29 protein-coding genes are annotated in these 26,258 nt (G+C 47.3%); 1 reads left to right on the top strand and 28 read right to left on the bottom strand.

Translation table 11 applies throughout. From position 1 onward, the window contains the following. Positions 1-19: 19 nt before the first annotated feature. The 22 genes from deoR to ADU22_RS20120 form a co-directional block, all read right to left on the bottom strand. Complete coding sequence (gene deoR / locus ADU22_RS20015) at positions 20-982, bottom strand: DNA-binding transcriptional repressor DeoR (protein ID WP_053363744.1); 963 nt, start codon at positions 980-982, stop codon at positions 20-22. Positions 983-1,170: 188 nt separating this feature from the next. Beyond that, positions 1,171-2,385 (bottom strand): ABC transporter substrate-binding protein, encoded by a 1,215-nt coding sequence (locus tag ADU22_RS20020; protein WP_053363745.1) that lies wholly within the window; start codon positions 2,383-2,385, stop codon positions 1,171-1,173. 96 nt (positions 2,386-2,481) lie between these two features. Further along, complete coding sequence (locus ADU22_RS20025) at positions 2,482-3,189, bottom strand: ABC transporter ATP-binding protein (protein WP_053363746.1); 708 nt, start codon at positions 3,187-3,189, stop codon at positions 2,482-2,484. Beyond that, positions 3,182-3,946: an ABC transporter ATP-binding protein gene (locus ADU22_RS20030; RefSeq protein WP_053363747.1), complete on the bottom strand. Its 765-nt coding sequence runs from the start codon at positions 3,944-3,946 to the stop codon at positions 3,182-3,184. The genes ADU22_RS20025 and ADU22_RS20030 overlap by 8 nt, the downstream gene beginning before the upstream one ends. Positions 3,947-3,958: 12 nt before the next feature. After that, positions 3,959-4,984: a branched-chain amino acid ABC transporter permease gene (locus tag ADU22_RS20035; RefSeq protein ID WP_053363748.1), complete on the bottom strand. Its 1,026-nt coding sequence runs from the start codon at positions 4,982-4,984 to the stop codon at positions 3,959-3,961. Position 4,985: 1 nt separating this feature from the next. Beyond that, positions 4,986-5,849: a branched-chain amino acid ABC transporter permease gene (locus ADU22_RS20040; protein ID WP_053363749.1), complete on the bottom strand. Its 864-nt coding sequence runs from the start codon at positions 5,847-5,849 to the stop codon at positions 4,986-4,988. A gap of 39 nt (positions 5,850-5,888) precedes the next feature. After that, entirely contained in the window at positions 5,889-7,556 is a 1,668-nt protein-coding gene (locus ADU22_RS20045) for a long-chain fatty acid--CoA ligase (RefSeq protein ID WP_053363750.1), read from the bottom strand. 29 nt (positions 7,557-7,585) lie between these two features. Next, positions 7,586-8,536, bottom strand: a complete 951-nt coding sequence (lipP1, locus tag ADU22_RS20050; protein ID WP_053363751.1) for a LipP1 family hormone-sensitive lipase — start codon at positions 8,534-8,536, stop codon at positions 7,586-7,588. Positions 8,537-8,627: 91 nt separating this feature from the next. Continuing rightward, positions 8,628-9,215 (bottom strand): TetR/AcrR family transcriptional regulator, encoded by a 588-nt coding sequence (locus tag ADU22_RS20055; RefSeq protein WP_053363752.1) that lies wholly within the window; start codon positions 9,213-9,215, stop codon positions 8,628-8,630. 83 nt (positions 9,216-9,298) lie between these two features. Continuing rightward, positions 9,299-10,477 carry a thiolase family protein gene (locus ADU22_RS20060; protein WP_053363753.1) on the bottom strand — a complete coding sequence of 393 codons (1,179 nt, stop codon included), beginning with the start codon at positions 10,475-10,477 and terminating at the stop codon, positions 9,299-9,301. 45 nt (positions 10,478-10,522) lie between these two features. Further along, positions 10,523-11,296 (bottom strand): SDR family oxidoreductase, encoded by a 774-nt coding sequence (locus tag ADU22_RS20065; RefSeq protein WP_053363754.1) that lies wholly within the window; start codon positions 11,294-11,296, stop codon positions 10,523-10,525. Between the two features lie 15 nt (positions 11,297-11,311). After that, entirely contained in the window at positions 11,312-12,517 is a 1,206-nt protein-coding gene (locus ADU22_RS20070) for an acyl-CoA dehydrogenase (protein WP_053363755.1), read from the bottom strand. Positions 12,518-12,705: 188 nt separating this feature from the next. After that, positions 12,706-13,113, bottom strand: a complete 408-nt coding sequence (locus tag ADU22_RS20075; RefSeq protein WP_053363756.1) for a PaaI family thioesterase — start codon at positions 13,111-13,113, stop codon at positions 12,706-12,708. 12 nt (positions 13,114-13,125) lie between these two features. Further along, complete coding sequence (locus ADU22_RS20080) at positions 13,126-13,548, bottom strand: PaaI family thioesterase (protein WP_053363757.1); 423 nt, start codon at positions 13,546-13,548, stop codon at positions 13,126-13,128. A gap of 31 nt (positions 13,549-13,579) precedes the next feature. Further along, positions 13,580-14,494, bottom strand: coding sequence for a ketopantoate reductase family protein (locus ADU22_RS20085; RefSeq protein ID WP_053363758.1), 915 nt, complete (start codon positions 14,492-14,494; stop codon positions 13,580-13,582). Positions 14,495-14,583: 89 nt separating this feature from the next. Next, on the bottom strand, positions 14,584-15,351 hold the full coding sequence (locus ADU22_RS20090; protein ID WP_231687921.1) for a class II aldolase/adducin family protein: 768 nt from the start codon (positions 15,349-15,351) through the stop codon (positions 14,584-14,586). A 50-nt stretch (positions 15,352-15,401) separates the two neighbouring features. Beyond that, a complete protein-coding gene (locus ADU22_RS20095) occupies positions 15,402-15,803 on the bottom strand; it encodes a MaoC/PaaZ C-terminal domain-containing protein (RefSeq protein ID WP_053363759.1) in 402 nt (133 codons plus the stop codon). Then, a complete protein-coding gene (locus ADU22_RS20100) occupies positions 15,800-16,249 on the bottom strand; it encodes a MaoC family dehydratase N-terminal domain-containing protein (RefSeq protein WP_053363760.1) in 450 nt (149 codons plus the stop codon). The genes ADU22_RS20095 and ADU22_RS20100 overlap by 4 nt, the downstream gene beginning before the upstream one ends. A 22-nt stretch (positions 16,250-16,271) precedes the next feature. Beyond that, positions 16,272-17,036, bottom strand: a complete 765-nt coding sequence (gene fabG, locus ADU22_RS20105) for a 3-oxoacyl-ACP reductase FabG (protein WP_053363761.1) — start codon at positions 17,034-17,036, stop codon at positions 16,272-16,274. 67 nt (positions 17,037-17,103) lie between these two features. After that, the gene (locus ADU22_RS20110; RefSeq protein ID WP_053363762.1) at positions 17,104-18,282 is read right to left on the bottom strand and encodes an acyl-CoA dehydrogenase family protein; all 1,179 of its coding nucleotides are present in this window, start codon (positions 18,280-18,282) and stop codon (positions 17,104-17,106) included. Between the two features lie 235 nt (positions 18,283-18,517). Next, entirely contained in the window at positions 18,518-18,952 is a 435-nt protein-coding gene (locus ADU22_RS20115) for a peptidylprolyl isomerase (protein WP_053363763.1), read from the bottom strand. A gap of 205 nt (positions 18,953-19,157) precedes the next feature. Then, positions 19,158-19,694, bottom strand: coding sequence for a mismatch-specific DNA-glycosylase (locus ADU22_RS20120; RefSeq protein WP_053364684.1), 537 nt, complete (start codon positions 19,692-19,694; stop codon positions 19,158-19,160). A gap of 164 nt (positions 19,695-19,858) precedes the next feature. Here ADU22_RS20120 and ADU22_RS24840 point away from each other — a divergent pair, with 164 nt between their 5' ends. Next, complete coding sequence (locus tag ADU22_RS24840; protein ID WP_156324409.1) at positions 19,859-20,008, top strand: hypothetical protein; 150 nt, start codon at positions 19,859-19,861, stop codon at positions 20,006-20,008. 40 nt (positions 20,009-20,048) lie between these two features. On the opposite strand, the gene ADU22_RS20125 is transcribed toward ADU22_RS24840, so the two are convergent. From ADU22_RS20125 to ADU22_RS20150, 6 genes are all read right to left on the bottom strand, one after another. Next, positions 20,049-20,273, bottom strand: coding sequence for a hypothetical protein (locus ADU22_RS20125; protein ID WP_046523940.1), 225 nt, complete (start codon positions 20,271-20,273; stop codon positions 20,049-20,051). Between the two features lie 166 nt (positions 20,274-20,439). Then, positions 20,440-21,651 (bottom strand): iron-containing alcohol dehydrogenase, encoded by a 1,212-nt coding sequence (locus ADU22_RS20130; protein WP_053363764.1) that lies wholly within the window; start codon positions 21,649-21,651, stop codon positions 20,440-20,442. Between the two features lie 40 nt (positions 21,652-21,691). Beyond that, positions 21,692-23,212 carry an aldehyde dehydrogenase family protein gene (locus tag ADU22_RS20135; protein ID WP_053363765.1) on the bottom strand — a complete coding sequence of 507 codons (1,521 nt, stop codon included), beginning with the start codon at positions 23,210-23,212 and terminating at the stop codon, positions 21,692-21,694. Positions 23,213-23,235: 23 nt separating this feature from the next. Continuing rightward, positions 23,236-24,129, bottom strand: a complete 894-nt coding sequence (locus ADU22_RS20140; protein WP_082252948.1) for a R2-like ligand-binding oxidase — start codon at positions 24,127-24,129, stop codon at positions 23,236-23,238. 78 nt (positions 24,130-24,207) lie between these two features. Beyond that, the gene (locus ADU22_RS20145; protein ID WP_053363766.1) at positions 24,208-25,746 is read right to left on the bottom strand and encodes a long-chain-fatty-acid--CoA ligase; all 1,539 of its coding nucleotides are present in this window, start codon (positions 25,744-25,746) and stop codon (positions 24,208-24,210) included. A 267-nt stretch (positions 25,747-26,013) separates the two neighbouring features. Further along, positions 26,014-26,202 (bottom strand): hypothetical protein, encoded by a 189-nt coding sequence (locus ADU22_RS20150; protein WP_053363767.1) that lies wholly within the window; start codon positions 26,200-26,202, stop codon positions 26,014-26,016. Positions 26,203-26,258 lie beyond the last annotated feature (56 nt).

Consider the following 26,258-nt stretch of genomic DNA (forward strand, 5'->3'; position numbering starts at 1 on the left):
ATCAGCCTTTGGTAAAGCCCTAAATCTTATCGCTCTTTTCCAGCTTGTCCAACAGGAATCTTGCTGTAAACTGGTCGGTAATCAGGCAATTGGCATACTTGCCCATTAAGGCTCCATAGATCCCATTGATTTTATTTGCCCCTCCGGCAACAAGGATGCTCTGCTCTTTTGCCTTTAAATCGTCAAGACCGATGCCCAAAGTCCTTTCGTTTAGGTCATGATTGCAAATTTCGCCGTCCGAGTCAAAGAAACGGGAGCAAATGTCTCCTGCAGAATTTCGTGACAGAGACTGGATATCGGCTTCCGTAAAATAACCAAGCTGAAATAAAAGCGAATCCGCTTTCACTTGACCGATTGTAAAAACAGCAATATTCGCCTTTTTTCCCAAATCAAGAACGCTGCGGATATGCCGATCGGCTTCCATCGCCCTTTTGACCACTTCATGGTCTACAATCGCTGGGAGCGGAAGATGGTGCGGAGTGCAGTTAAAGGCTTTTCCAAACAAGTAAAGAATTTCAGAGGCATAGGTGTTTGTTTCCGAGTGGCTTACACCACCCTTTAACTGTACCACCTTTACATCCCTGACAAACTTTTGTTTCAGCTCTATTGCCAGATGATAGAGCGTGGTTCCCCAGGTTACGCCGATAATGTCTCCATCTTTAACAACATCATTTAAATAGGCCGCCCCGGCGCCTCCCAAATAGTTTTTAATAAGGTTATCCTCATATTGGGGAATGGAAACGACGATTGCTTTTTTCAGCTGAAATTTTTCTTCCAGCTCCTGAGACAATTTTTCAACCTGTTCGGTGGGATCATTAATTTTTATCTGGACAATGCCTTCGCTTTTTGCCTGCTGAAGGAGCCTGGACACCGTAGGCCTGGATACGCCTAGCTTTTTGGCTATGTCGCTTTGGTTCAAATCCAGCAAATAATAAAGTTTGGCGGCTTCAATGACTTTCTCAAGCTTTTGATCTTTTTCCAACTACATCACCTTGGATATTATGTTTTGGAAGCACTTTCTCAGTTTACGACGTAAATGCAATTTTGTAAAACGTTATTTTTACAATTGTAAAACTAAGTTTATTATGAATTGTCTTATGATTTCAAAAAAAGCCCATTCCCATACGGGAACAGGCTTAAGGGGTAATGATAAGAAAAGAAAGTCTTGTTTTACTTGACTGGTATAGGAACGATTTTTCCTTCTTCTACGGCGCCCACAACCAGTTCGGCTTCAAAGCCGCCATCATCTCCAATGGCAGGGATGTCATAGATTTTCTTGTCATCAGCAAGATTATCAAGGCCATCCTGCATATGGTCACGGATTTTATGAGGATCATCCACGGACTTGGCCGCTTTCATCGCTTCCACAAATACATGCATTCCAATATAGTTCAATCCCGCTTCCGATCCTGGGTCTTCTCCATATTTTTCATTATAGCGCTTTACGAAATCAGGAACAGCCGCCTCGTCGGAATCAACAAGAGGCATGACGCCGATTGAACCTTCGAGCAATTCATATGTGCCTGTCACACGCTTCATTTCATCAAGCTTTGCCTGGTCCATGATGATGAAGCCGCCCTCAAAGCCCAGTTCACGCGCCTGTTTGGCCACCTTGGCTGTAGGTTCTGAAGCTCCGCCAATGAACAATACATCAGGCTTTTCTTTCAAAGCATTGGTGATGATCGTAAAGAAGTCAGTATCCTTCGTGAAATCGATGGAAGTGTTATAAACGACTTTACCGCCCTGCTCTTTCCAGAATGGTTCAAGCTTTTCAGCCCAATCCTTTCCATATTGGGACGCTGTTGGCAGGAAGGCGATCTTTTTGCCGAAGCGTTCCATTGAATATTTGGTGAACGGAGCCAGGTAGCCGTCATAACGCGGCGGGATCCTTACTGTCAGTTCGTTTCCGGACTCCGTGATTTTTGGTTCACTCGTATAGGCACCGATCAGGAAATTGTCCTGCTGGTTGAAGACCTGCATCGCAAATACACCGCCGCTGTGAGGAGTAAAGACGATTGGTGTCTTATGCTCCTGAAGCAAACGTTTTGCATTTGATCCAGCTTCATTTGGCAAATATTTATCGTCGAGAGAAACAATGTTCAATTTGTATTTCTTTCCGTCAATTTCAAAGCCTCCAGCTTCATTCACTTCTTCTGCAGCCATTTTAATGCCGTTCAAAGTGCGCTCCCCATAGAATGCTGCTGGTCCGCTTAGCGGTCCCGTATAGCCAATATTGACGTTCTCAGCATCTCCCGAGCCAGTATCCTCCCCTTTTGTTTCTCCACCGGAGGCCGGCTCTTTTGTTCCGCCGCCGCTGCATGCAGCCAACAGGAGCATGAATGCCATCAGAATGACTGCTGCAAATTGAAACTTACCTTTCCTCATTTCGTTTCCCCCTAGTTTTTTATTGTCATAGTAAAATATCTTAGGTAAGCGGGCTTCAACTTCCCCTGACCACCTCCTTTCATGGACAGAAGGCACCTATGCTCCAATATAAGCCTTTCTGACTTCATCATTGGTAAACAATTCTTCGGATGTCCCTTCGACTACCACGGAACCACTTTCAAACACATATCCTTTCGTCGCGATTTTCAGGGCAGCGTTGGCATTCTGTTCAGCCAGCAGGATAGTTGTTCCTTCCTTGTTGATTTGCTGGATGACTTCAAACATTTGTTCCACAATCAAGGGAGCCAGCCCGATAGAAGGTTCATCAAGCATCATCAGCTTCGGCCTTGCCATTAAAGCGCGGCCAATCGCAACCATTTGCTGCTGCCCTCCGCTCAGGGAACYTGCCGGGTCGTCTTTTTTCTCTTCAAGGATTGGAAACAGCTCGAATACATGGTCCATTGTTTTTTTGATTTGATCCCGATGCCTGCGATGGACATAGCCGCCCATTTTCAGATTTTCATAGACGCTCATCGCAGGAAACAGTTTCCTGCCTTCCGCACATTGGGCGATTCCCGCCTTCACAATCCGGTCGGGTGACATCTTGTCAATCCGGTTTCCTTCAAAGACCACTTCCCCCTGAATCGGCCGGTTAAGTCCGCTCACCGTATTGAATGTGGTGCTTTTGCCTGCGCCATTGGCCCCCAGCAGGACGACAATCGAGCCTTCTTCCACTTCGATATTGATGTCGCGGATTGCTGTGAAACTGCCGTATTTTACACTAACATGATTAATTTTAAGCAATCGCGCTTCCCCCCAGATATGCTTTGATCACCATTTCATCATTCCTGATTTCTGCTGGTGTACCTTCGGCAATCTTTTCGCCATAGTTCAATACCATAATTTTATCGGCCAGCTTCATGATCATCTGCATCTTGTGCTCAATCAGGCAAACGGTAATTCCTGCTGACACCATTTTCTCCATGAGTGCCGCGAGCCCCTCGGTTTCATCCGGGTTGACCCCTGCTGCCGGCTCATCAAGAAACACTATCTCGGGATCGGTAGCCAGGGCGAGGGCAAACGCGACGCGCTTTTTTTCTTCCTGGGACAGGCTTCCGGCCAATTTATACGCTGTGCTTGTCAACCCTGCAAACTCCAGAACCTCAATCGCCTTATCCCTGCATTGCTTTTCTTCCGATTTAAGGCGTTTGGTCCTGAAAATAGCGTCCAGCAAATTTGATTTGGTTCTCAGCCGGTGCCCCACGATCACATTATCCAGGACGGTTGCCTGGTCAAACAGATTGGTCGTCTGGAAGGTGCGGGCCACTCCCAGTTCAGCAATCTTGTTGGAAGGAAGCCTGGTAATATCCTTCCCCTTAAAAATCACCTGACCGGAACTTGGAGGATGAAAGCCGCTTATCAGGTTAAAGAAGGTTGACTTTCCTGCTCCATTAGGACCGATGATCGCGTTGATTTTTCCTTTTTCGATGGAAAAATCAACATTATTGACAGCAACGAGGCCGCCGAATTTCTTAGTCAAATTCTTCGTCTCCAAGAACATATGTCTTCCCCCTTACCTGTTTTCGTTTGAAGCAGCAGTGGCAGCGACACTTTCCTTTGCCATGACCAGCTGCTCTTCCCGGGCTTTTTTCTTCTGTTTCCGTTTCGTCATGGATTCGGCAATTCCGCCGACAATCCCTCTTGGGTAAAAGATAACCAGAAGGGTAAGGACAGGCCCGAAAATAAGCATTCTGTAGTCCTGCAAAAATTGCAGCTGCTGCGAAACCCAGACGATGAGTACAGTACCGACAATCGGCCCAGAAAGCGTTCCGATACCCCCTACAAGCAAATACGTCAGCAAATCAAACGTTATCGAAATATAACCGATGTCCGGGCCGATAAACCGGATGAACGATGCGTACAATGCGCCGGAAAGACCAGCGAAAAAGGTAGAAATGACGAATACCAGCAGTTTGTTCTTCATGGTCGAAATCCCGATTGTCTGTGCCAAATCCTCACTGTTGCGGATTGCGATAAACGTCCTTCCAGTCAGCGAGTGGACAATTCGGTACATCACCAAAACCGTCAAAAGCAAGAAGAACAGCACTAAATAGTAATTCGATATAGGGGTAGTGAATTCAATCGGTCCGATATTCCCTGGTCCGGGAATCCCAATCAGGCCCCTGATTCCGCCTGTCAGGCTGTCCCACTTATCAATGACCAGATAGATGATATAACCCACACAGAGTGTATAGATGGCAAAGAAATGCTCCTTTGTCCGCAAAGAGATCAGTCCGATAACCAACCCCAAAGCGCTGGTGATGATGAGAGCAAGAATAAAAGCCACCCAGTAATTCAGCTGTGCTTTCGTGGTCAACAGCGAAAGGGCATAGGCACCGATGGCAAAGAAGCCTGCATGCGCCAGAGACAGATAACCTGTATAACCTGCCAGAAGATTCAATCCATAGACACCGATCATCCAGATAAATGAAAGCGTCATGACATGGACGAAGTAAGTATTATCGGTAATGAATGGGAAAACGACCGCGAAAATAATCATGACCGTAATCACATTTCTTTGCTTTAACAACCCAGCCATCTCAATGCCCCCCCTTTGCAAACAGCCCTTTTGGCCTAATCGTCAGGATAAGGACAAGCAGGACAAACGCAATCAGGTCTTTATAATCGTTGGAAATATAGGTAGCCCCCAGGCTTTCGGTAAAGCCAAGGATATACCCGCCGGCAATCGCTCCGGGTATGCTTCCCATTCCTCCCAGAATGATAATGACAAAGGCTTTGGTGATGACAAGATGCCCCATTCCCGGAAATACGAGATTGATTGGGGCAGCAATCGAACAGGCGATCGCGGCCAATGCTCCGGATATCAAGAATGTCAGCATCGCCACTCTATTCGTGTTGATCCCTACAAGATTGGCTCCCTCACGATTTTGTGACATGGCGATGATGGTAGCTCCGGTGTAGGTCTTCTTCAGGAAAACATAGAGGAATATCATGACGGCCACTGCAGCGATGATTATCAATAAACGCTGCATCGTCAAGGTCACGCCGGCTACATTAATAATCTGCCCATAGGGGGAGGCCATTGTTTGGTACTCGGCACCCCAGATAAACTGTGCCAGTGCTTCAAGAAACAGGAGGATGCCAATGGCTGCGATTTTATCGTGGATGGGCGGCGCATGTCGCAATGGGTGAAACACGAGCCTTTCCATTAAAACGGCCAGAAGCCCGACCACAATTGCCGAAACAGCGATGGCCAGCCAGTAATGCAGCCCCTGGCTTGTCATCATGGTCAGGGTGACATAGCCACCCATCATGTACAGGGCTCCATGGGCGAAATTAGGGATGTGCAGTATTCCATATACAAGAGTCAGCCCAAGTGCGACCAGACTGTACACGCTTCCGATAGTAAGGCCGTTAAATAGCTGCTGAATCAATATCTCCATTTTTCTCCCCCTTCAATAAATGAGATGAATAAGCAACTGTTAGAGATGGCCGGCTTTTTCCCGCTCCTCTTCCTGAAGCCTGCGCCAGAGGATTTTGCCGCTGCTTGTCATCGGAAATTCGCTTCTGAATTCAACTTCACGAGGATATTTGTAAGCTGCCATATGCTGTTTTGCCCACTCGATAATTTCATCCTCGGAAATCCTGCCTTGATATCCTTCGTTCAGAATAATAAAAGCCTTTACCGATTCACCGCGCCGCGGGTCAGGCACTCCAACCACGCACGCTTGCTGAATGGCTGGATGCTTATATAGATAGGATTCGACTTCTGTAGGCCAGACTTTATAGCCGGAGGCATTTATCATTCGTTTAACCCGGTCAACGATGAAGAAATAACCTTCTTCATCAAATCGCCCAATATCGCCAGTCCGGAAAAATCTTTTTCCGTCTATCTCCAGGAACGATTGGCGATTTTCATCATCCCTGTTATAGTAGCCAACCATTACCTGCGGGCCGCAAACAATGATTTCTCCTACTTCGCCGACGCCAAGTTCTCTTCCGGTTGCCGGTTCAATGACCCTGGCATCCACATCAAATGAAGGGATTCCCAGACACTGCATCTTTGGTCTGTCTGGCGGGTTAAAATGAGTCTGGGCAATCGTCTCGGACAGCCCATATCCTTCTACAAACCGCAGGCCAGTCAATTGATGCAGCTTTTCGCCAACGGCCTCAGGAAGAGCGGCACCCCCGCCGGAAATGGACTGGAGCGAGGCGATATCTTCTTTTTTAAGATTTGGGTTGGCAAGGAAATCGACAATCATCGTTGCAATCGCGACCCAGTGCGTGCACTGATTCTTTCTGATCAGCTCCACGGCTGCGTCCCTGCTCCATCGGGTCATAATGACCATTGTTCCGCCGGAATATATCGGCATGTGCATGCTGTGGACCATACCGGTAACATGGAAAAGCGGCAGCGACATGAGGTGGACAGCATTTGGAGTCACGCTTGACCAATGATTGGCCCCAACGGTATTGGCCTGGACCGTCCGATTTGTATGCATGCAGCCTTTTGGAAGCCCTGTCGTACCCGAAGTATACGGCAGGACAGCCAGGTCATCGGGTTTGGCGCTATGTACTGACGGTTTAAGATTTGCTTCCAGCGCCTGATTCCACAAATGATGTCCAGCCTCCTGGATATCAACTCGCGGCAACTGGACTTCGGGAGGCATAACTCCTTCGAAATCATCTCCGGTATAATCGGAGTAAGCCGCGAGTACGAGATTTTCAAGGGTAGAGGAGCCTAAAAGGGGTTTTACCTTTTGGTAAAGTTCCTGGCCGGCAAGGCCTGTCCTGATTTCACCATCACGGATATAAAAGGATAATTCCTCAGCTGTCAGCATGGGATTAATCGGAACGACCACCGCGCCGGCACGCAGGATTGCATAGAAACCAATCACAAATTGCGGTGAGTTTTGCATAAACAACAGGACCTTTTCTCCCTTTTCCACCCCCATATCCTGCAGATACCCTGCAAGTGCATTAACCTCATGGTCAAGCTGGCGGTATGTCATCTCACGGCCATAGTATAAAATTGCCTTATGTTCTGGATACCTGGCGGCACTGACCTGGAGGTTGTTATAGAGAGAGGTCTCAGGGACTGTCAAGGATTTAGCCAATTTAGGCCAGTGATCAAAGTGAAGTTTTAACATGCAAACATCTCTCCTTTTTTCTATAATCGTTATGCTGGGTCAATTACTTCCGCAGCAAATCTGTTTTTTAGTTGTGCTGCAATATCCAATACCGCCTTTTTTCCATCCTCCACAAATTCAGTCATCCCAAGGAAGCCGTGGATCATTCCCGGATAGCATTCATAAACGACAGGAACGCCTGCATTTTTAAGCTTATTCGCATAATGTTCTCCCCCATCTGATAAAGGATCGAACTCTGCGGTCATAATATACGCGGGCGGAAGCTTTCCAACTGCCTCATCGGGGATCAGCATAGGTGCAGCCAGTGGATTCAGGGTATCCTCAGGACCGGCTAAATACTGTTCCCTGAACCAGGCCATGGTTGACTTGTTCAAATAGTAGCCTTCTCCATATTTTTCGTAGGAATCGGTATAATCAAAACCGGTTGATGGGTATAAAAGCAGCTGGTGGGCGATTGTAAGCTCGTTGCGTTCATTTGCGAGATAGCATACTGCGGCCGCCAAATTGCCCCCCGCACTGTCACCGCCCACTGCGATGCAATCCTCCCTGATTCCCAGCTCGCCTGCGTGATCATATGTCCACTTGGCAGCCAGGTAAGCATCCTCAACCGGCACAGGAAATTTGTTTTCAGGGGCAAGCCCATAATCGGCCGAAATAACAAGGCAGCCAGATTCAACCGCAACAGTGTGGCACAAGGCATCATGGGTTTCAATGTTTCCAATCMCCCATCCACCGCCATGATAATAGACCAATGCTCCAGCAGGATGACCCTCTGGCCTGTATAGCCGGATGGCAAGTTCTCCTTTGAAACCATCTATTTTCCTATCTTCTGTTTTGGCCTGTACTTTGGCTTTTGCCATCAGTTTGGCTGAAGTTTCAAATGCCTTCCTGGCCTCATCAACACCTAATTCCTCCAGTGGCGGAAGCCCTCTCGATTCCAGCATCTTCAAAAGAAATTGAACTTGCGGGTGCAGTCCCATGAATATCCCTCCTTTAATTGTAAACGCTGTCATTTTAGTAGTGTGAATATTGAGAAATCTTTAAATGCATGTTGCTAATCTTCGGTTAATACTACAATGTGATTCCCGCCTTATCCAGGCTCTTCACCCCATTCAGGATGATATCTGTATAAATCCGGGCCAGTTCTTCTTCGTCAATGTTTCCCTCTGGGTTGTACCAGTAATAACTCCAATTGGTAATCCCAAGAATTCCAAAGGTCAGCATATCCGGAGGAATGCTGCTTTTAAATTCTCCAAGGCTGATTCCGGTTTCAATCAGCTGCTGGTAGTTTTTACGGAACAGGTTGCGCTTGCTTGTGATTTCTTCAATATGCTTGTCGCTCAAGTGCCTCATCTCCCGGAAAAATATACGGGCACTCTCCCTTTTTGTTCCAATATTGCTAATAACCATGTGAATAATTCCGTACAATTTCTCTGTGCAGTCTTTATCTGTGTTCCTTAAAATATCCTCCTGCCGGGAGATTAAGTTTTCTATATAATCCAGATGAATGTCCCTAAGCAAATCTTGTTTGCTGCTAAAATAGTAATAAAATGTCCCCTTGGTCACGTCCATCTTCTCGACGATATCCTTTATCGAGGTAGCCGAATACCCTTTTCTGTCAAATAATTGGATACTAGTTTCAATAATTTTATTTTTCATTGTACAGTACCCCTTGCTCGCATCCGTAAATTCCCAAAAGGGGAGGGGTGCTTACAGTCGGCACCCTTCCCGTTCCAAAGCCTTTACTTTTCATTTTCAATAATGGTCGCAATTCCCTGCCCACCGCCAATGCAGGCTGTAATGAGGGCATATTTCCCGCCGGTACGCTTCAGTTCATAAACAGCTTTTGTAGTGATAATCGCGCCAGTTGCTCCAAGTGGATGTCCATGGGCAATTGCGCCGCCATTGACATTTACTTTTTCCAGGTCCATCTTCAGCTCACGGTTGCAGGCAAGAACCTGTGCTGCAAATGCCTCATTTATTTCAATAATATCCATGTCCTCCAGGCCAAGTCCCGACTGCTCCAATACCTTTTGGGTTGCAGGAACCGGTCCAATCCCCATGATGTTCGGATCAACACCGGCAATGGAATAAGCTTTCACAGCGGCCAATGGCTGGACACCGAGCTGCTCCGCCTTCTCTCGCGACATGATTACCAACGCAGAAGCCGCATCATTCAATCCTGATGAACTTCCCGCCGTGACGGTCCCGCCTTTCAGAAAAGCTGGCTGCAGCCTTGATAAGCCTTCGATTGTTGTTTCCGGTCTTGGATGCTCATCTGTTTGAAAAATTATTGGATCGCCTTTTCGCACGGGAATGGTGATGGGCACGACTTGTTCTGCAAAGCGTCCCTCTTCCATCGCTCTTGCCATACGCTGCTGGCTTTGCAGGGCAAACTGGTCTTGTTCTTCACGGGTAATATTATATTTTTCCACAAGGTTTTCGGCTGTGATTCCCATTGGAGGATCGCCAATTTCCGATGGTGACAGCTGTGACTTCCTGAATTTCGGAGGAGCTGCGCTGTAGGCTTTTTCCGGCCGCTCCATAAGGTACGGTGCCCGGCTCATGCTTTCCGTCCCTCCGGCAACATAAATGTCCCCATCACCGGCCTTGATTGCCATGGCAGCAAGATTTATGGCATTGATGCCTGATCCGCACTGGCGGTCCACGGTTAAGCCTGGGATGTTAATGGAAAGCCCGGTTTGAAGGGCCGTAAGCCTGGCAATATTGCCTCCCCCGCTTAAGACGTTCCCAAAAATCACATCATCAATTTGTTCCGGGTCAACTCCTGCCCGTTTAACTGCTTCCTTGATTACTTCTGCGCCAAACACATGGGCTGGTACGGAGGCAAGCGCTCCTCCCTGCCGGCCGATGGCTGTCCTTACTGCCGAGACAATTACGGCGTCCCTGTTCCTGCTCATCTCCCCATCCTCCTTTTGTGGTATAACAAACCCGGTGGGTTCTGCCTACATTGCATTTGTGCCGCCGTCGACGACAATGATTTCACCCGTCATAAAGTCGGATGCTGGCGCCGCCAATAACAAGGCAACACCCTTCAAATCATTTTCGGTTCCAAACTTCCTTAATGGAGTTCCCTCCAGGATGGCTTCTCCTCCCTTATCAAGAAGCCCCTTTGACATTTTGGTGGGAAAGAATCCCGGAGCGATCGCATTCACATGAATACCCTTTGGGCCCCATTTTACGGCGAGGTCTTTCGTAAAGGTGACAACAGCTCCCTTGCTTGCATTGTAGCCGATTGCATTCATGAACTTTGGGTTGGACCCCTTTAATCCAGCAACAGAAGCAATATTGATGATCTTTCCGGATTGCTGTTCAATCATCACTTTGCCCACTGCCTGGGACATCAGGAAGGTGCCGGTCACATTGACATTCATGACTTTTTGCCAGGCTTCGAGCGGCATTTCTTCCGCTGGAGCTCCCCAGGAAGCGCCGCTGTTATTGACAAGGATATCGATGCGGCCAAACTTGTCCAGTGCCGCCTTGACAACTTTGTTTACGTCTTCGGGATTGGTAACATCACATTTCAAAGCGAGCGTTTCCACCCCTAGGCCTTTAAGCTTTTCGGCGACCTCGACACAGGCTTCCTCTTTACGGGAGCAGAGAACGACGTTTGCTCCTGCTTCCGCAAACCCTTCTGCGATTTGCTCGCCTAAGCCCCTTCCGCCACCAGTGATGAGAGCGGTTTTGCCTTTCAGGCTGAACAGTTCTTGTATATGCACGGAATAACCCCCTTTTTAACGGTATTTTTTCAGTTCATATCTTGCGATTGCACGGCGGTGGACTTCATCCGGCCCGTCAGCAAGCCTCAATGTCCTGATGTTCGCCCAGCTGGCCGCCAATGGCGTATCTTCGCTAACACCAGCTGCCCCGAATGCCTGGATGGCGCGGTCGATGACATTCAGTGCCATATTCGGAGCCACGACCTTGATCATGGCGATTTCCGATTTTGCTTCTTTATTTCCGACTGTATCCATCATGTAAGCTGCTTTTAACGTAAGCAGTCTCGCCTGTTCGATTTCAATTCTCGAATCGGCAATCCACTCCTGAATGGCACCTTGCTCTGCCAGCTTCTTGCCGAATGCTTCCCTGTTTTGCACACGCATGCATAACAGCTCAAGTGCCCGCTCTGCGGCCCCTATGGTCCTCATGCAGTGGTGGATCCTGCCTGGGCCGAGCCTTCCCTGTGCAATCGCAAAGCCCTTTCCTTCACCCCAAAGCATATTGGACGCCGGGACGCGGACATTGTCATATTCTATCTCCGCATGGCCATGGGGAGCATGGTCATACCCGAAAACCGGAAGGACTCGCTTGATCGTTACTCCAGGTGTATCCAGGGGAACGAGGATCATCGATTGCTGTTCATGTTTCGGAGCATTTGGGTCGTTTTTCCCCATCACAATCGCAATTTTGCAGCGAGGGTCTCCTGCGCCCGAGGACCACCATTTGGTGCCATTGATGACATATTCATCACCATCGCGAATGATGCTTGCTTCGATATTTGTTGCATCAGAGGAGGCTACATCCGGCTCTGTCATAGAAAAGCAGGAACGAATTTCGCCATTTAGCAGCGGTTTCAGCCATTTTTCCTTGTGCTCCTCCGTTCCATAGCGAACCAGCACTTCCATATTGCCGGTATCCGGTGCAGCGCAATTGAAAACCTCAGGAGCAATGCTTGAACGGCCCATGATTTCACAAAGAGGGGCATATTCCAGATTCGTCAAACCAGCGCCCAGTTCACTTTCGGGAAGGAAGAGATTCCATAAACCGGCATCCTTTGCTTTTTGCTTCAGCTCCTCCATAATTGGCGGGACCGTGGCAAAACGATCTTGCGGATCCAGCTGTTCATAATACAATTTCTCGTTAGGATAAACATATTCATCCATGAATTGGGTTAATTTCTGTTGGAGCTCCTGCACTTTATCTGAATAAGTAAAGTTCATATCCATCACTCCTAAGCTATTTTTCTGTCAACCTACTAACTAGTCGGTATGTATACACCAACCATAATATACAAAACTTTCTCAATATTCAACAAATATTTCGTGTTCAGTCTGAGTAAATTTTTAAACACTTACCGATTTAACCAGGAAGCATTTTATTAAAAAAATAATTTTATCTTCCTATCATTTTATTTACCCGCTGGCCGGATGATTTTATAAATTCCGGACCCCTTGGCAATCAAAACATCCTGCTCATCATGGATTTCCGACTCAACCGCAGCCGTTTTGTAGCCAAGCTTGTTGATTCTTGCTCTGGCTGACACAACACCCGAGCCTATTGCGGAAAGGTAATGTACATTTAAATTCATCACGGCAACATTCGACTGGCAGACTGCCTTGAGCGCCAGGGATTGGATGGTATCAAGCATGGCTGCATGAACTCCGCCGTGAAGCATCTTGTTGGTATTAAGATGCTTTAAATCCATTGAAAGCTTTATTACAATATCTTTGTTGTTCTGCTTTTCTATTTCAAATCCTAAGTGGTCCAGAAATGGATTTTTTGTGATACAAGCTTTTTTTTGCTGTGTTGCCGACATCAAGCCGCCTCCCTACCCGGCCTCCATTTCTTTATCAATAGAAACAGAGCTGCTTTTCGGATTGGTTTTGAATGTTCCGGTTCCTTTTGCAACCGGTTTGCGATTTTGGTCATAAATGACTCCGTCAGCTGTCACATACTTGCCATCACGAAAAAGAATGGATGTTTCGGCGAAGTATGTTTGCTTGGGGTCCAAATCAAAATAGCTGAGATTTAAATTGATTGTAACCGCAAAGGAGCTGGTAGCTTTCGAGATGGAAGCACCCATGACAATATCCAGCATGGTTGCAAAAACTCCAGGATGCACCGTCCCATCTTCCTGAAGCAAAAAGTGCTGCAGCGGAAGTTCCAGACGATAGGAAAGCCCGGTGTCATCGTATTCTCCAATAAAACCAAGATAGTCATAAAAAGACGCCCCGCTTTCACTTGCTTCCATCCTAACCCTCCTATCTAGTGCATTTTCACCCTTATCCCGTTGTTTTTTCCATTTCTTTTAGAATGGAATAAACAGCCTCCAGGACGGGGGTTTCAACCTTAAGATCTTTGCCTTTATTCACGATAAATCCGCAAATCGATTCAATTTCCATTGGTTTTCCTTTTCTTCTATCCTGGAGCATGGAAGTTTCATGGTTTCGTCCCAATTCCCCCTGTGCCATAATCTCCTTCCAGGCATCCTCATCCAGATGAATTCCCGACCTTCTGGCAACAGTAATTGCTTCCCGGCATATCCGTTCCGCTGTCTTCCTAAGGCCGGCATCATCCAGTATAGTTCCCACCTTCGATTCAAGCATGGCCGAAAGCGGATTGAACGTGACATTCCATAAAAGTTTTTTCCATTTAATAAGCATGATATTATTTGAAACAACTGTCTCAATGCCAGCCGAGTTGAGCAGGGCTGCCGTTTTTGGAACCTGTTCATTTCCCGAAGAATCGATTGCTCCAATAACCAGCCGCGGTGGAATTCCTATTTGCCTCACGACCCCTGGCTCCCGCTGCTGGGCCTGTATATAGGTAGCAGAGGATAATACACGGCCTTCCCCAAAATAAGTTGCCAATATTCCTTCGTTGCAAACGCCATTCTGCAGTGTAAGGATGATTGCCTCCTCCTTTAAAACGGGCAGCAGACGCATGGCGACTTCCTCGGTAGCCGTAGCCTTTACACAAAACAGGACAACATCGGCATCTGCCATTTCATCATAGGAGTCTGTAAAAATCCCGGACGCTGCAAAATCCCCCTGTTCACTTTCTATGGCAAGCCCGTCTGCCTTGAGCCTGGCCAGATTGGTTCCCCGGGCATGGAAAATGACCTCGTTTCCCGCCCTGCTCAGACAGGCGCCAAAATAACCTCCTACTGCCCCCGTTCCGACAACACCAACCCTCATTATGCTGCCTCCCCATTGCCTTTTACGTGCAGGTGGACATTCGTCAAAAGGCGAAGAAACGTCTTCGCCTTTTGATTTGCGTTTGCCTGTCAGTCGAGCAGATCTGGCTGTTCTTTTACAATCCTGTTCCACAAAGGCTGGAACTGGAACCAGCCTGCTTCTGTCGTACCTACCTGGCTCCGAGTCGTTTCAGCATTGGCCGGATCAATGAGCACAGGTTTTCCGGATGCCTCTGCCAGCAGCTGTGCCTGGCATGAACGTTCCATGGTAATAAACCACCATGCAGCTTCATCCACCGATTTGCCGACTGTCAGCAAGCCATGGTTCCGCAGGATGCAGGCTTTTTTATCGCCCAGGGCCACACCAATCCGGCGTCCCTCCTCTACATCAAGAACCACACCGGTATAATCATCGAACAAAGAATGATCATCATAAAACGCGCAGGCATCCTGGGTAATCGGATCCAGCAGCCTTCCGAGCGAAGACCATGATTTCCCGTAAACGGAATGGGCATGGGCTGCCGCTACCACATCAGGCCGCGCAGCATGTACCTGCGAATGGATGGCAAACGCTGCCCGGTTAACCGGAAGCTTCCCCTCTACCACAGCCCCTTCATGGTTGCATAGGATAAGATCGGATGCTTTAATTAAACTGAAATGGACACCGAAAGGATTCACCCAAAAATGATCCTTCCATTCAGGGTCCCTGGCCGTGATATGCCCGGCTACCCCCTCATCAAACCCGAATTTGGAAAACAGCCGGAAGGCGGCCGCCAGCCTTTCCTTCAAATGCTTTCTTTCTTCTTCCACCGACTGGAATACTGGAGGCTTGAAGCTTAATTCCATTTTAACAGCCACGAAATCACCCTTTTGAATGAATTTCCCCTTTTGGGCCGGGGAACTGCCAGTTAATAGACCTTATATACAACCTCGCCCTTCAGGACAGGCTTCTGGTCCTGATTCACGGCAAGGACCTCAAACGTCAGCCTATCATTTTGCCGACCCTTAAGCTCAGCCTTCAGAGTGATGACATCATTCAGAAAGACCATGCCGCGGAATCGAATGGAATACTCCTCTATGAAGCCTTCCTCGTAGTAGGTTGTGAAAAGCTTGGCGAGATTTCCCATTGTCCACATTCCATGCGCAATGATTCCAGGCAGGCCAGCATTTTTGGCTTCCTCATCAATCGTATGGATGGGGTTGAAATCCCCGGAAGCACCTGCATATTTAATCAGGTCAATCCTGGAAACAGGTTCAAGCTGGATTTCTTTCAATGCATCCCCAACAAAAAGCTCCGCAATCTTTGTCATACGTTCTGCACCTTCCTATAGGCTTCGGAAAGAATGACAACCGATTTGGAAGAAAAGATCAGATTGCCTTCCTGATCCTCGCCATTATTTTCAAGGACTATGAAGCCCATCTCGCCAAGAGCCCCTTTTTTCTCGTAATAATCGCCAATCCTGGCATAACAATAGACATCCTCCCCAACCAGCAGCGGCCGTTCATAATGGTAGATTTGCTCTCCATGGATAAGGCCCTTGTTGGGCAGGTTCAACCCCTCAATCACGCCATAGTCAAAGACCCTCGGGAATGTCGGGGGAGCAATATTGGCGCCGTAACKGGACTTTTTCCCTGTTTCTTCATCCAGATAAATCGGATGTATATCGCCGATGGCTTCAGCAAATTTTTTGACGGCTCCGCGTTCAACGGTATTCTTGACTTTGTTTGAGCTTTTACCAATCATTTCCTTGAACATCATACAGCCTCCTCGAAAAAAATTAGGTTTTTGGGCCTCCAGCAACGTAAATGACCTGACCGTTTACAAAAGACGATTTCTCGTCCGCGAAGAAGGCAACGGCATTCGCAATATCCTCTGGCTTTCCGCTTCTGCCGACCGGAATTTGCGCTACACTTGCCTTGATCAGTTCCTCAAACGGAATGCCGATTCTTCGCGCTGTTTCTTTTGTCATATCGGTTTCAATGAATCCTGGGGCAACGGAGTTCGCCGTGATGCCATAGCGGCCGAGCTCAATCGCCAGTGTCTTGGTGAAGCCCTGCAGCCCTGCCTTCGCAGTGGCATAGTTGGCCTGGCCTCTGTTGCCAAGAGCAGATGTTGAGGAAATATTGATAATCCGGCCATATTTATTTTCGACCATGTATTTCTGGGCAGCCCGAGCGGCCAGGAAGGAGCCCTTCAGGTGAACATCCATGACTGTATCCCAGTCCTGGTCGGTCATTTTAAACAGCAGGTTGTCACGAATGACTCCCGCATTGTTTACGAGGATGTCAAGCGAACCGAGTGTATCATTGATCTCTTTGGCTACTTCCTCCATCTGCCCGGCATCCGTAACACTGGCAACCTTTGAATATACTTCCACCCCCTGTTCCTTCAGTTCGGCTGTTGTCTGTTCGAGAGCCTCCGCATCAAGGTCGATAAAAGCAACCTTTGCTCCTTCCCGGGCGAACAGCTCCACAATACCTTTTCCAATCCCCCTGCTTCCTCCTGTAACGAAAGCGACTTTCCCGGCAAATCTACCTGTCATGCTAAAACTCCTCCTTTAAAAAACTATTAAACTCCTCACCTTGAAAGATAGCGCTTACAATTCTATCTTAAATGTACTGGCCCAATTTTACATGCCCTTTGATTAAATTTCTGGAAATAATCAGTTTCTGGATCTCATCTGTGCCATCATAAATTCTCCATAGCCTTGCTTCACGGTACCAGCGCTCAAGGGGCAGTTCCCTGGTATAACCCATTCCGCCGTGAATTTGCAGCGCCCGATCAATGACCCTGTTGCCCATATTCGCGCCATACAGCTTGGCAATCGATGCGAGGTGGCGGTTGTCTTCCCCTTTGTCAAGTGTGTAAGCCGCATTCAGGACAAGCCATCGTGCCGCTTCAATCTCGACAGCCGAATCGGCGATCATCCATTGTATTGCCTGCCTATCGGCGATCGGCTTGCCGAATGTCTCTCTTTCTTTTGCATAATCGATTGACATCTGCATGACTCTCTCAGCTGCACCTACAGCACGTGCGCCAACAATCCACCTTGCAAAGCCTATCCACTCAAGCCCAAGATTATAGCCTTTGTGCAATTCCCCAAGGATGTTTTCCTCCGGAACACGTACATTGTCGAATACCAGCCCTGCAGGACCCCATTCTCCCATCGTATGTATATACTCTGACTTCCAGCCCATGTCCCGGTCGGCGATAAAGCAGGTAACGCCTTCACGGCCCCTTGTCGCCCGATGCCTTTCCTTGTCGGTGATGGCAATCACCATTACAAAATCAGCTTCATTTCCGCCAGTTATGAAGGTTTTTTCGCCATTGAGCACCCATTCACTGCCGTCCTTGACAGCGGTCATTTTAATATTTTGTGTATCGGAACCGGCACCAGGTTCGGTCATCGCGAAACATGATTTTTTGTCGCCATTGATGGTAGGGAGTAGATATTTTTGTTTTTGCTCTTCATTGGCATAATAGAGGATGTTGTCCGCCGACCCGCCAAAGGCAAATGGTACAAAAGTCTTGGAAACCTCCATATATACCAAAGCCATCATCATTTGGCCAAGATCTGCACCGCCATATTCCTCCGGAGTGTTGATTCCCCAGAACCCAGCTTCCTTAGCTTTCAGCTGAAGCTCTTTTAATTTGCCGGGAGGAAGGCCAGGCTTTCCTTCTCGTTCATTTCGCAATACATCGTTTTCAAGCGGCATTAGTTCCTTTTCCACAAAACGGCGGATTGTTTGCTGAACCATTTTTTGCTCATCTGTCAGGCGTAATTCCAACTTCCTCATCTCCATTCTTTTTTATTTTCTGCCGATAGCTAAGGGGATGCATCCCTCTTTGTTTTTCATACCAACCAGTTGGTATGTTCTTCTCTATTTTATTTTGAACTTTCAGAAAATACAAGCAATAAATTGAATGATTTACATATTTGTTGGCAAATCATTGGCAGCTTTCCGGTGGACCATATAAAAAAAACCCCTCTTTTTCAAAAAAAGAGGAGGTTTCAGTTTTAACTTAATCTTCTACAACAATCTTTTCCATAACATCGCCGTTCCTCATTGCTTTAGCGGCTTCAAGACCGGATGTTACCTTTCCGAAAACGGTGTGAACACCATTCAGGTGCGGCTGTGGCTCATGGACAATGAAGAATTGGCTTCCGCCTGTGTCTTTGCCAGCATGGGCCATTGAAAGGGCACCAGCTTCATGCTTGTGCGGATTTCCTTCCGTTTCGCATTTGATTGTATAGCCAGGGCCACCTGTTCCGGTTCCATTAGGGCATCCTCCCTGAGAAACAAAACCAGGGATGACGCGGTGGAAATTCAATCCATTGTAGAATCCTTCGTTTGCCAGTTTTTCAAAGTTGGCAACAGTTCCAGGGGCTTCGTTTGGATAGAGTTCGAATTCGATTTTTTCCCCATTTTGCATTTGTATGTATCCTTTTTTAGCCATTATCAACATCTCCTTATATTTAAAATCAAAAACATCATACCATTTTTCGGGCTGGAAATAAAAGTACGGCGCTCTTTTTCCATCCACCTGTTTATATGTCCTTTGAAGTGGTATAATAAAAGGGCTCCTTCCGAACATTCGCTTGTTGCGGGACACTTAACCACTGTACGGACGGAAGGAGCCCTGCTCTGCAGGAAATATAATGTTAATCCATCCAGCCAGAGGCTTTGCCTGTGGTTTTTATTTTTAGCTCTGCCAGCTCGCTGTAAATCGCAACAATTTCCGCAAGCTTCATCCGCACCAGTCCGCTTGAAGAAGGAGCCACAAAATCAATGGTTCCGGGTACCATCGATTCTTCCTGCCTTCCCCACCCTATATTTTTTCTGCCGCTATATTCCTGATAGACACCCTTTCCTACAAAACAGGCAATTTTGGGGTTATAGAAGCCGATTTTGCTTTTCAATTCTTCTCTTCCCTGCTTATATTCTTCCTTTGTGATTTCATCTGCTGCCTTTGTCGGACGGGAAACAATATTTGTCAGACCATATCCAATATCCAAAAGCCCGGCATCCTCTGCTGCTTCATATTTACGGGGAGTCAGTCCTGATTCAAAGAGGATCTTCCAAAAGCGGTTATTGGGATTGGCATAATGGTGACCAGTTTCCCCAGAGCGAATGCTTGGATTGAACCCAATGAAAACAATATCAAGACCCTTCTGTAAATGATCTCCAATTCCCTGCATCTTAACACCACCATCCATTTTTCTGCCTGCTTGTATTTTAAGACAACAGGCACCCCATTGCCACCGATAGGTATCCTTATTTCCTTTTTGCATTATTGCACGTAAAAACAGGCTTAATTTCCAGCGGAAAGGATATCATAACAAAAAGGAAAGGAGGGATTCTGATGGAAATGAAGAAAGAGGATGACAAGGAGAAAAATAGGTTTCCCAGCACAGATCACAATCACAGCCCGGTGTGCCATGAAGGATTGTTTTATGAAGGCCTGCGGGCGGCCATCGATGATATGGAACAGGATGATCATGAGGAAAAATAAAAAGGATGCCCCGTTTGCAGGCATCCTGAATGTTGTATGGTTAATCAATATAACTCTCTTCCGCCCCTTCTTCCCTGCTTAAATACCAATCCTTCACTTGAGTAAGAATGGAAAACAAGAGGAAGAAGTTCATTGCCCAGACGCTGATAAATGGTGAGATGCCGCCAAAATCAATCGTCTGATAGCCCTTGAACTGCATGACAATGTAGGATTCAATAAACACGAGAATAAAACCGCCTACACCTGCAAAAGACATCCGTACCATTCTCTACGCCCCTATCCATAATTTTCTTGTTATTGCAATAATATCTTATACACACTGGAAACGCAATAAAAATGTTCATATTTTAGACAAATTTGTTTTGGCTTTCAGTTAATTCACAAAAAAAGAGGTGCACAAGTGCACCTCTTTTAGTATAATAATATCTTTTTTAATTTACTGTGAGTGGCACCACTCGCTGGCCGACTGCTGCGATCAATTCTTTAGGCATAGGAAAATTAACTGCAGCCGGGTCGGAACTCACTGCCAGTATACTTCTTTTGATGTCTTCCTCTGTAAGACTATACTGGGCGAAATCCTGCGGCAACCCGGTTTTCATCTGAAGCATGCGGATTTTCTCCACTGTTTTCGCCAAAATCCCGGTCGGATCATCATCCGGTGCGGCTTTCACTCTAAGGGCCTCCGCAAGTTCCCTGACCTTTGGCAAATAAAGGCTAGGTATGCTTTCCATTACAACAGGGAGGAAGACAGCATTCGCCAGTCCATGCGGAATTCGGAAGAGAGCGCCATAGGCATGCGCAAAGTTATGGACCGGAATTGCATTCAGGGCAAAGCTAAAGGCCGTGATTCCCATTAAGCTCGCTTGCAGCATTTCCATGCGTGCCTCAACATTTACCCCGTTTGCGACAGCTTCCGGCAAGTTTTTTTCAATGAGGCGGATGGCATGCAGGGCCTGTGCATCGGTCAGCGCGGTCGCTGTCGGCGACGCAAGCGCCTCGACGGCATGGGTCAGTGCATCAAAGCCTGTAAAAGCTGTGATGGCCGGAGGAAGACCCACCGTCAAATCCGGGTCGAGGACAGCGATATCGGACGAAATAAATGGGTTGATAATATTGGTCTTCATTTGTATTTCTTCATTGAAAATAACCGCGATTGGCGAAACCTCCGATCCAGTACCCGCTGTTGTAGGCACGGAGATATGGGGAATCGGAATATGGTTGGCCTCCGGGAACTGCTCGTACAATAATCCGCCAGGGATGGCTTCCTTAATATCCGAAAGGCCCTTATGCAAGGCGTACTTGACCCCTTTCACCGTATCAAGAACACTCCCGCCGCCCACAGCCAAAAGCCCGTCCGCACCAATCTCCCTTGCATACCTTACAGCTGCATTGACACACTTGCTCTCCGCGTCCTGGGTGATATCAAGAAACATGCCTGCAAGCTCGGGACCTCCTCGGGATGTCAGCGAAAAAATCTGTGCCACCTTTTCAACGACACCGGCCTGCTCCAGCCCCCTGTCACTTAACAACAAAACTCTTTTAGCACCCAGCCCTTTAAAAAGATCAGGTACAAGTGCCCTTGTATTTGAACCGCTGTATATGGCAGTCCGCAGCATAAACTGTGACATCGTCCGTGTTTGCATCCTCTTCACCTCATTGAATTTTTTATGGAAAAAGTTTGGTTCACTCTGAAAATAACAACCCGTACCAGCTGCGGCGTTGGATTTCAGGTACCATTGAAGTATGGACGTGTTTAACCTGGGTATAGGCATCAAGTGATTGCTTTCCCATTTCCCTGCCAATCCCGCTTTGCTTATAGCCGCCAAAAGGAGCATCATTTCTCAGCATATGCCAATCATTGATCCACACCACACCTGCCTGCAGCTTCCTGGCCACTTCGTAGGCCTTATTGACATCACTTGTCCAGACCCCGGCTGCCAGGCCATAGATTGAATCATTCGCCATTTTGATGGCTTCTTCAAGTTCAGAATAGCGGATGACACACAGGACAGGGCCGAATATCTCCTCCCTGGCAATTTTCATATCGTTTGTTACATTGGTAAAAATCGTCGGTTCAATAAAATGGCCGCCTGCACAGCCTGGAACCGTCATCTCCCCGCCTCCGCAAACTAGGGTGGCTCCTTCCTGTTTGCCTGCTTCAATATAGGATAAGATGCTTTCCTTCTGTTTTTTCGAAATCACAGGACCGATGTCGGCTGCCGGATCCAGCGGATTGCCTGGCTTTATTTTGGATGCAAGCTGCACAAGCCCTTCTACAATAACATCATGGAGGTGGTCGGGAACGAAGAGCCTCGTGCCTGATTCGCACAGCTGGCCTGAATGAAGGAATACACCAAACAAGCTGCCAGGCAAGGCAATTTCGAGTTCGGCGTCTTCAAGGATAATATTGGGCGACTTGCCACCAAGCTCAAGGGTCGTATTCTTAATTGTTGCTGCCGAAAGCTCCATGACACGCCGGCCAACCTCAGTGGATCCTGTAAACGCGACTTTGTCGACATCCTTATGGCGGATCAGCGCTTCTCCCACTTCAGCTCCCGGCCCGGTCACGACATTAATGACACCTGGAGGAACTACCTTTGAAATGATTTCTGCAAGTTTCAGTGTCGAAAGCGGGGTATAGCTTGCAGGCTTCACGACAATCGTATTCCCCATTGCAAGTGCCGGTGCTATTTTCCAGGAAGCGATCAGCATCGGCATATTCCAAGGAGTTATTGCCGCACAAACGCCAATAGGTTCCCTCCAGATAAAATTATGGGCAGGTCCCGGAAACGGAGGTGAAGGCAGAGTTTCGGAGAACTCGTAACTTTCAACGAACTTAGCCAGGGTCTGGAATAGATCCACCATCTGCAAAATATCGTTTGAGCCAATCCGCCTGACAGTCCCGCCAGAGCTTATTGCCTCGAGATAGCAAAGTTCCTCTCCATGCGCTGCAATTTGATGAGAAATAGCGTAAAGAACTTTGGAACGTTCCTTGGGACCCATTTTTTTCCATTCCGTATTGTCGAAAGCCTCTCTTGCCGCTTGAACAGCCTTATCCACATCTTCTGCTGATCCTTTCGCCACCTCTGCGACAACATCACCTGTTGCCGGATTATGGACCTCAAAGGTTCCCATGCTGGCCGCCTGCTGCCATTTACCGTTGATAAACAAAGGGAACGTTAGAACTTCTGTTTTAACACTCATTTTAATCCTCCTCTATATTGGTATTACAGAACGCCCATTTCTTTTTCAGAAACACCGTAGATTTCTTCGATTTTCTTTCCTTTAGCACGTGCCAGGATATCCATTCTTACTGACAGCTGCTTCATCGTGAAATTCATGGTATCTTCAAGTATATGTCCAAATTCGCTCACGTCGCGGCCCGCAAACCCTTCCTGGTTAATCCTGACAGCCAAAGGTGCCAGTTTTTCCATCTTCTCAGCTACAAGATCATAGAGATGGGGATGCTCGCAAATCAGGCGCTGAAGAAGGAATGTCCCGTAGGCAATATGGCGGGACTCATCGCGCTTCAAATTCTCGATGCCTTTCAGCAAGCCTGGCATCAGCCCTAATTGTTCAAGAGATTGATAGAAAGAGTAATATCCTGTTTCAGCCATTACTCCTTCGACAAACATGTTGTACACCGTCGCCGCTTCAGCCACGGCTTCCGGGGACTGGTCTGTCTCCAGTCTTTGCATGGTTTCAGGCAGAATCTTATAAAATATCGTTTTATACGTATCAGAGTGGAAATGGGAAAGGTCTCCTGTTTCTCCGATGGCATTCAGGACCAGCCGGAAGAATTCCGTGTGCTTTGCCTCTTCAAAAAGGAAAGTGGTCAGGAACATTTCTTCTTCCAGCCTCCCTTCCTTGGCAATGCTCATGATTAATGGCAGCAAGTCAAGCGTTACCGCTTCCTCCCCTGCCTGGAACTGTGAAATCAGCCGGAGAATGTCATGCTGCTGCTCTGCAGTCAGCGTTTCCCAATCCTTCGCATCCTGGGAAAAATCAATTTCAGCTGGATTCCAGATGCCGTGCTTTTTGGCCTTCTGATACAGCCGGAATGGAAATGAATCCTCCATTAGCCCGCGCTTGCTTGTCGTTAATATCGTCCGTTCTTCCACAATATCAGCCCCTTAAAGAAAAATATTCATGGTAAGGATACCCTTGATGTATGCCCTATGAGTAAAACCGATCAGCCCTCATTCCTGCCCAAAAGGCTGCACGATATTTGCGGCCGCCTTCCGCAATTGGGTTTTAAGGATTTTTCCGACTCCATTTCTCGGCAGGGCTTCCATAAACACGACTTTCCTGGGTGTTTTGTTTATGGCAAGATGGTCCTGGCAATACAAAAGCAGTTCCTCTTCAGAAACACTTGATCCATTCTTTTTTACGATACAGGCCACCATCTCTTCCCCCATCCGTTCATCCGGCACTCCCACCACAGCAGCCTCCGAAACAGCTTCATGGCCATTGAGGATTTCCTCCACGTCGCGGGGATAGATGTTGAAGCCTCCTCTGATGATCAGGTCCTTTTTGCGGTCAACGATGAAGACATAGCCTTCCTCATCCATCCGTGCCATGTCACCGGTATGCAGCCAGGAATCCTTAAGAATCTTTTCTGTTTCGTCAGGCCTCTCATAATATCCTTTTGTCACATTGTCGCCCCTGACAACCAGCTCCCCAACCTCTCCTGCAGGTACCTCCACGCCATCTTCATCCACAATCCTGACCTCCACACCTGGAATCGGGATACCGACCGAGCCGGGCTTGATTGGGCGGTTTTTCCGATGGGAAGTGACCACAGGGGCAGCTTCCGAAAGCCCATAGCCCTCATAAACCTTAGCCTTGAATTTTTCCTGGAACGCTTGTAAAAGAGCGACCGGCAGCGGGGCCGAACCGGACCCCACCCATTCGAGGCTGCTAGTATCGTAATTTTCACTGTCTGGGTAGGAAAGCAATGCATGTATCATGGCGGGTACGGCGGAAAACGACTTTACTTTATATTTTTCAATGGCTGCAAAAATTTCGGCAGGATTAAAAGCGGGAAAGACAACAACCGAACCACCGGTTAAAAAGCAGATATTGGACATCGTTAAACCATACACATGGGCAAGCGGAAGAACCCCCAGCGTCGTTCCCCTCTCTGTTTCATTATGCTTTGCTGAATTAGCTGCATTGGAGTAGAGATTTTTATGGGTCAGAATGACTCCTTTTGGGCTTCCGGTTGTTCCAGATGTATAAAGAATAACGGCTGTATCGTTTTCGGAAATGGTGACATTGTTCTTTCCAGTACCATCGGCTGGATGTTTCAGGACATCGCTGAAAGAGCGGATGTTCACGCCAGCAGGCATATCGACCGCAATGATAGCAGGCTTCACACCCAGACCCTTTATCGCTTCCCTGACTTTTTCTATCACAAATGCAGACGTAATAACCGCCTTTACATCGCTGTTGGAAAGGATATAGTGGATTTCTTTTGGATGGAGCGTAAACATGACAGGAATAATTACAGCACCTGCACGGATGATTCCCTGATAGGCAAAAATCACTTCAGGGCAATTAGGCATGATGACCATCACCTTATCTCCGCTGCCAATACCCATTGACTGCAACCCGGCAGCCAGACTCTCTGAAATCTCTTTTGTCTCCAAGTTGGTGTAGGACCTCTGCCTGAAATGAATGACATCATATTTCCCAAATGTTTCAATATTCGAGTCTAATAATTGTTTTAGATTCACGAATTCCCCTCCTTGGAAAAAAATCCTTTCGGTATGCAAAACCACTAATGGTAACGCTTACATTTTCTCTGTTAGTAGTAGTTATCACCACCCAAATTAAGGAAATTAAATTTGAATATTATGAATATTTCTCTGTTTAATACCTGATTCCTTCTTTTTTCCAAATTTTTTTAATGAACAAAAAAATTTTTATCTTGCACAATAAATTCTGGAAAAGGCCACAAAAAAGGGGTGCCGGTTCAGGCACCCTTTTTCCTCTTACAGCGGTTACCCGCTGCGCTGTTTTTGTTTTAGCATAACCTCATAGGACTTTTCGATGATATCTGTCAGTACATCACCTTTATATACTCTTCCGATTTTGGTGTTTGCCTGATAATAAGCAACAATCTCATCCAATTTATCGGCAGTCTCTTTTGCGACTCTCACGTTCAGCTGCAGCCTGTTGTTATCAGCCATTTCGTCCACCCACTCCTTGAACCCATGCAATTATAGCATTTGCCATCCGTTTTACA

Source organism: Bacillus sp. FJAT-27251 (assembly GCF_001273925.1).
In the GTDB taxonomy this organism is placed as follows: Bacteria; Bacillota; Bacilli; order Bacillales; family Cytobacillaceae; genus Mesobacillus_B.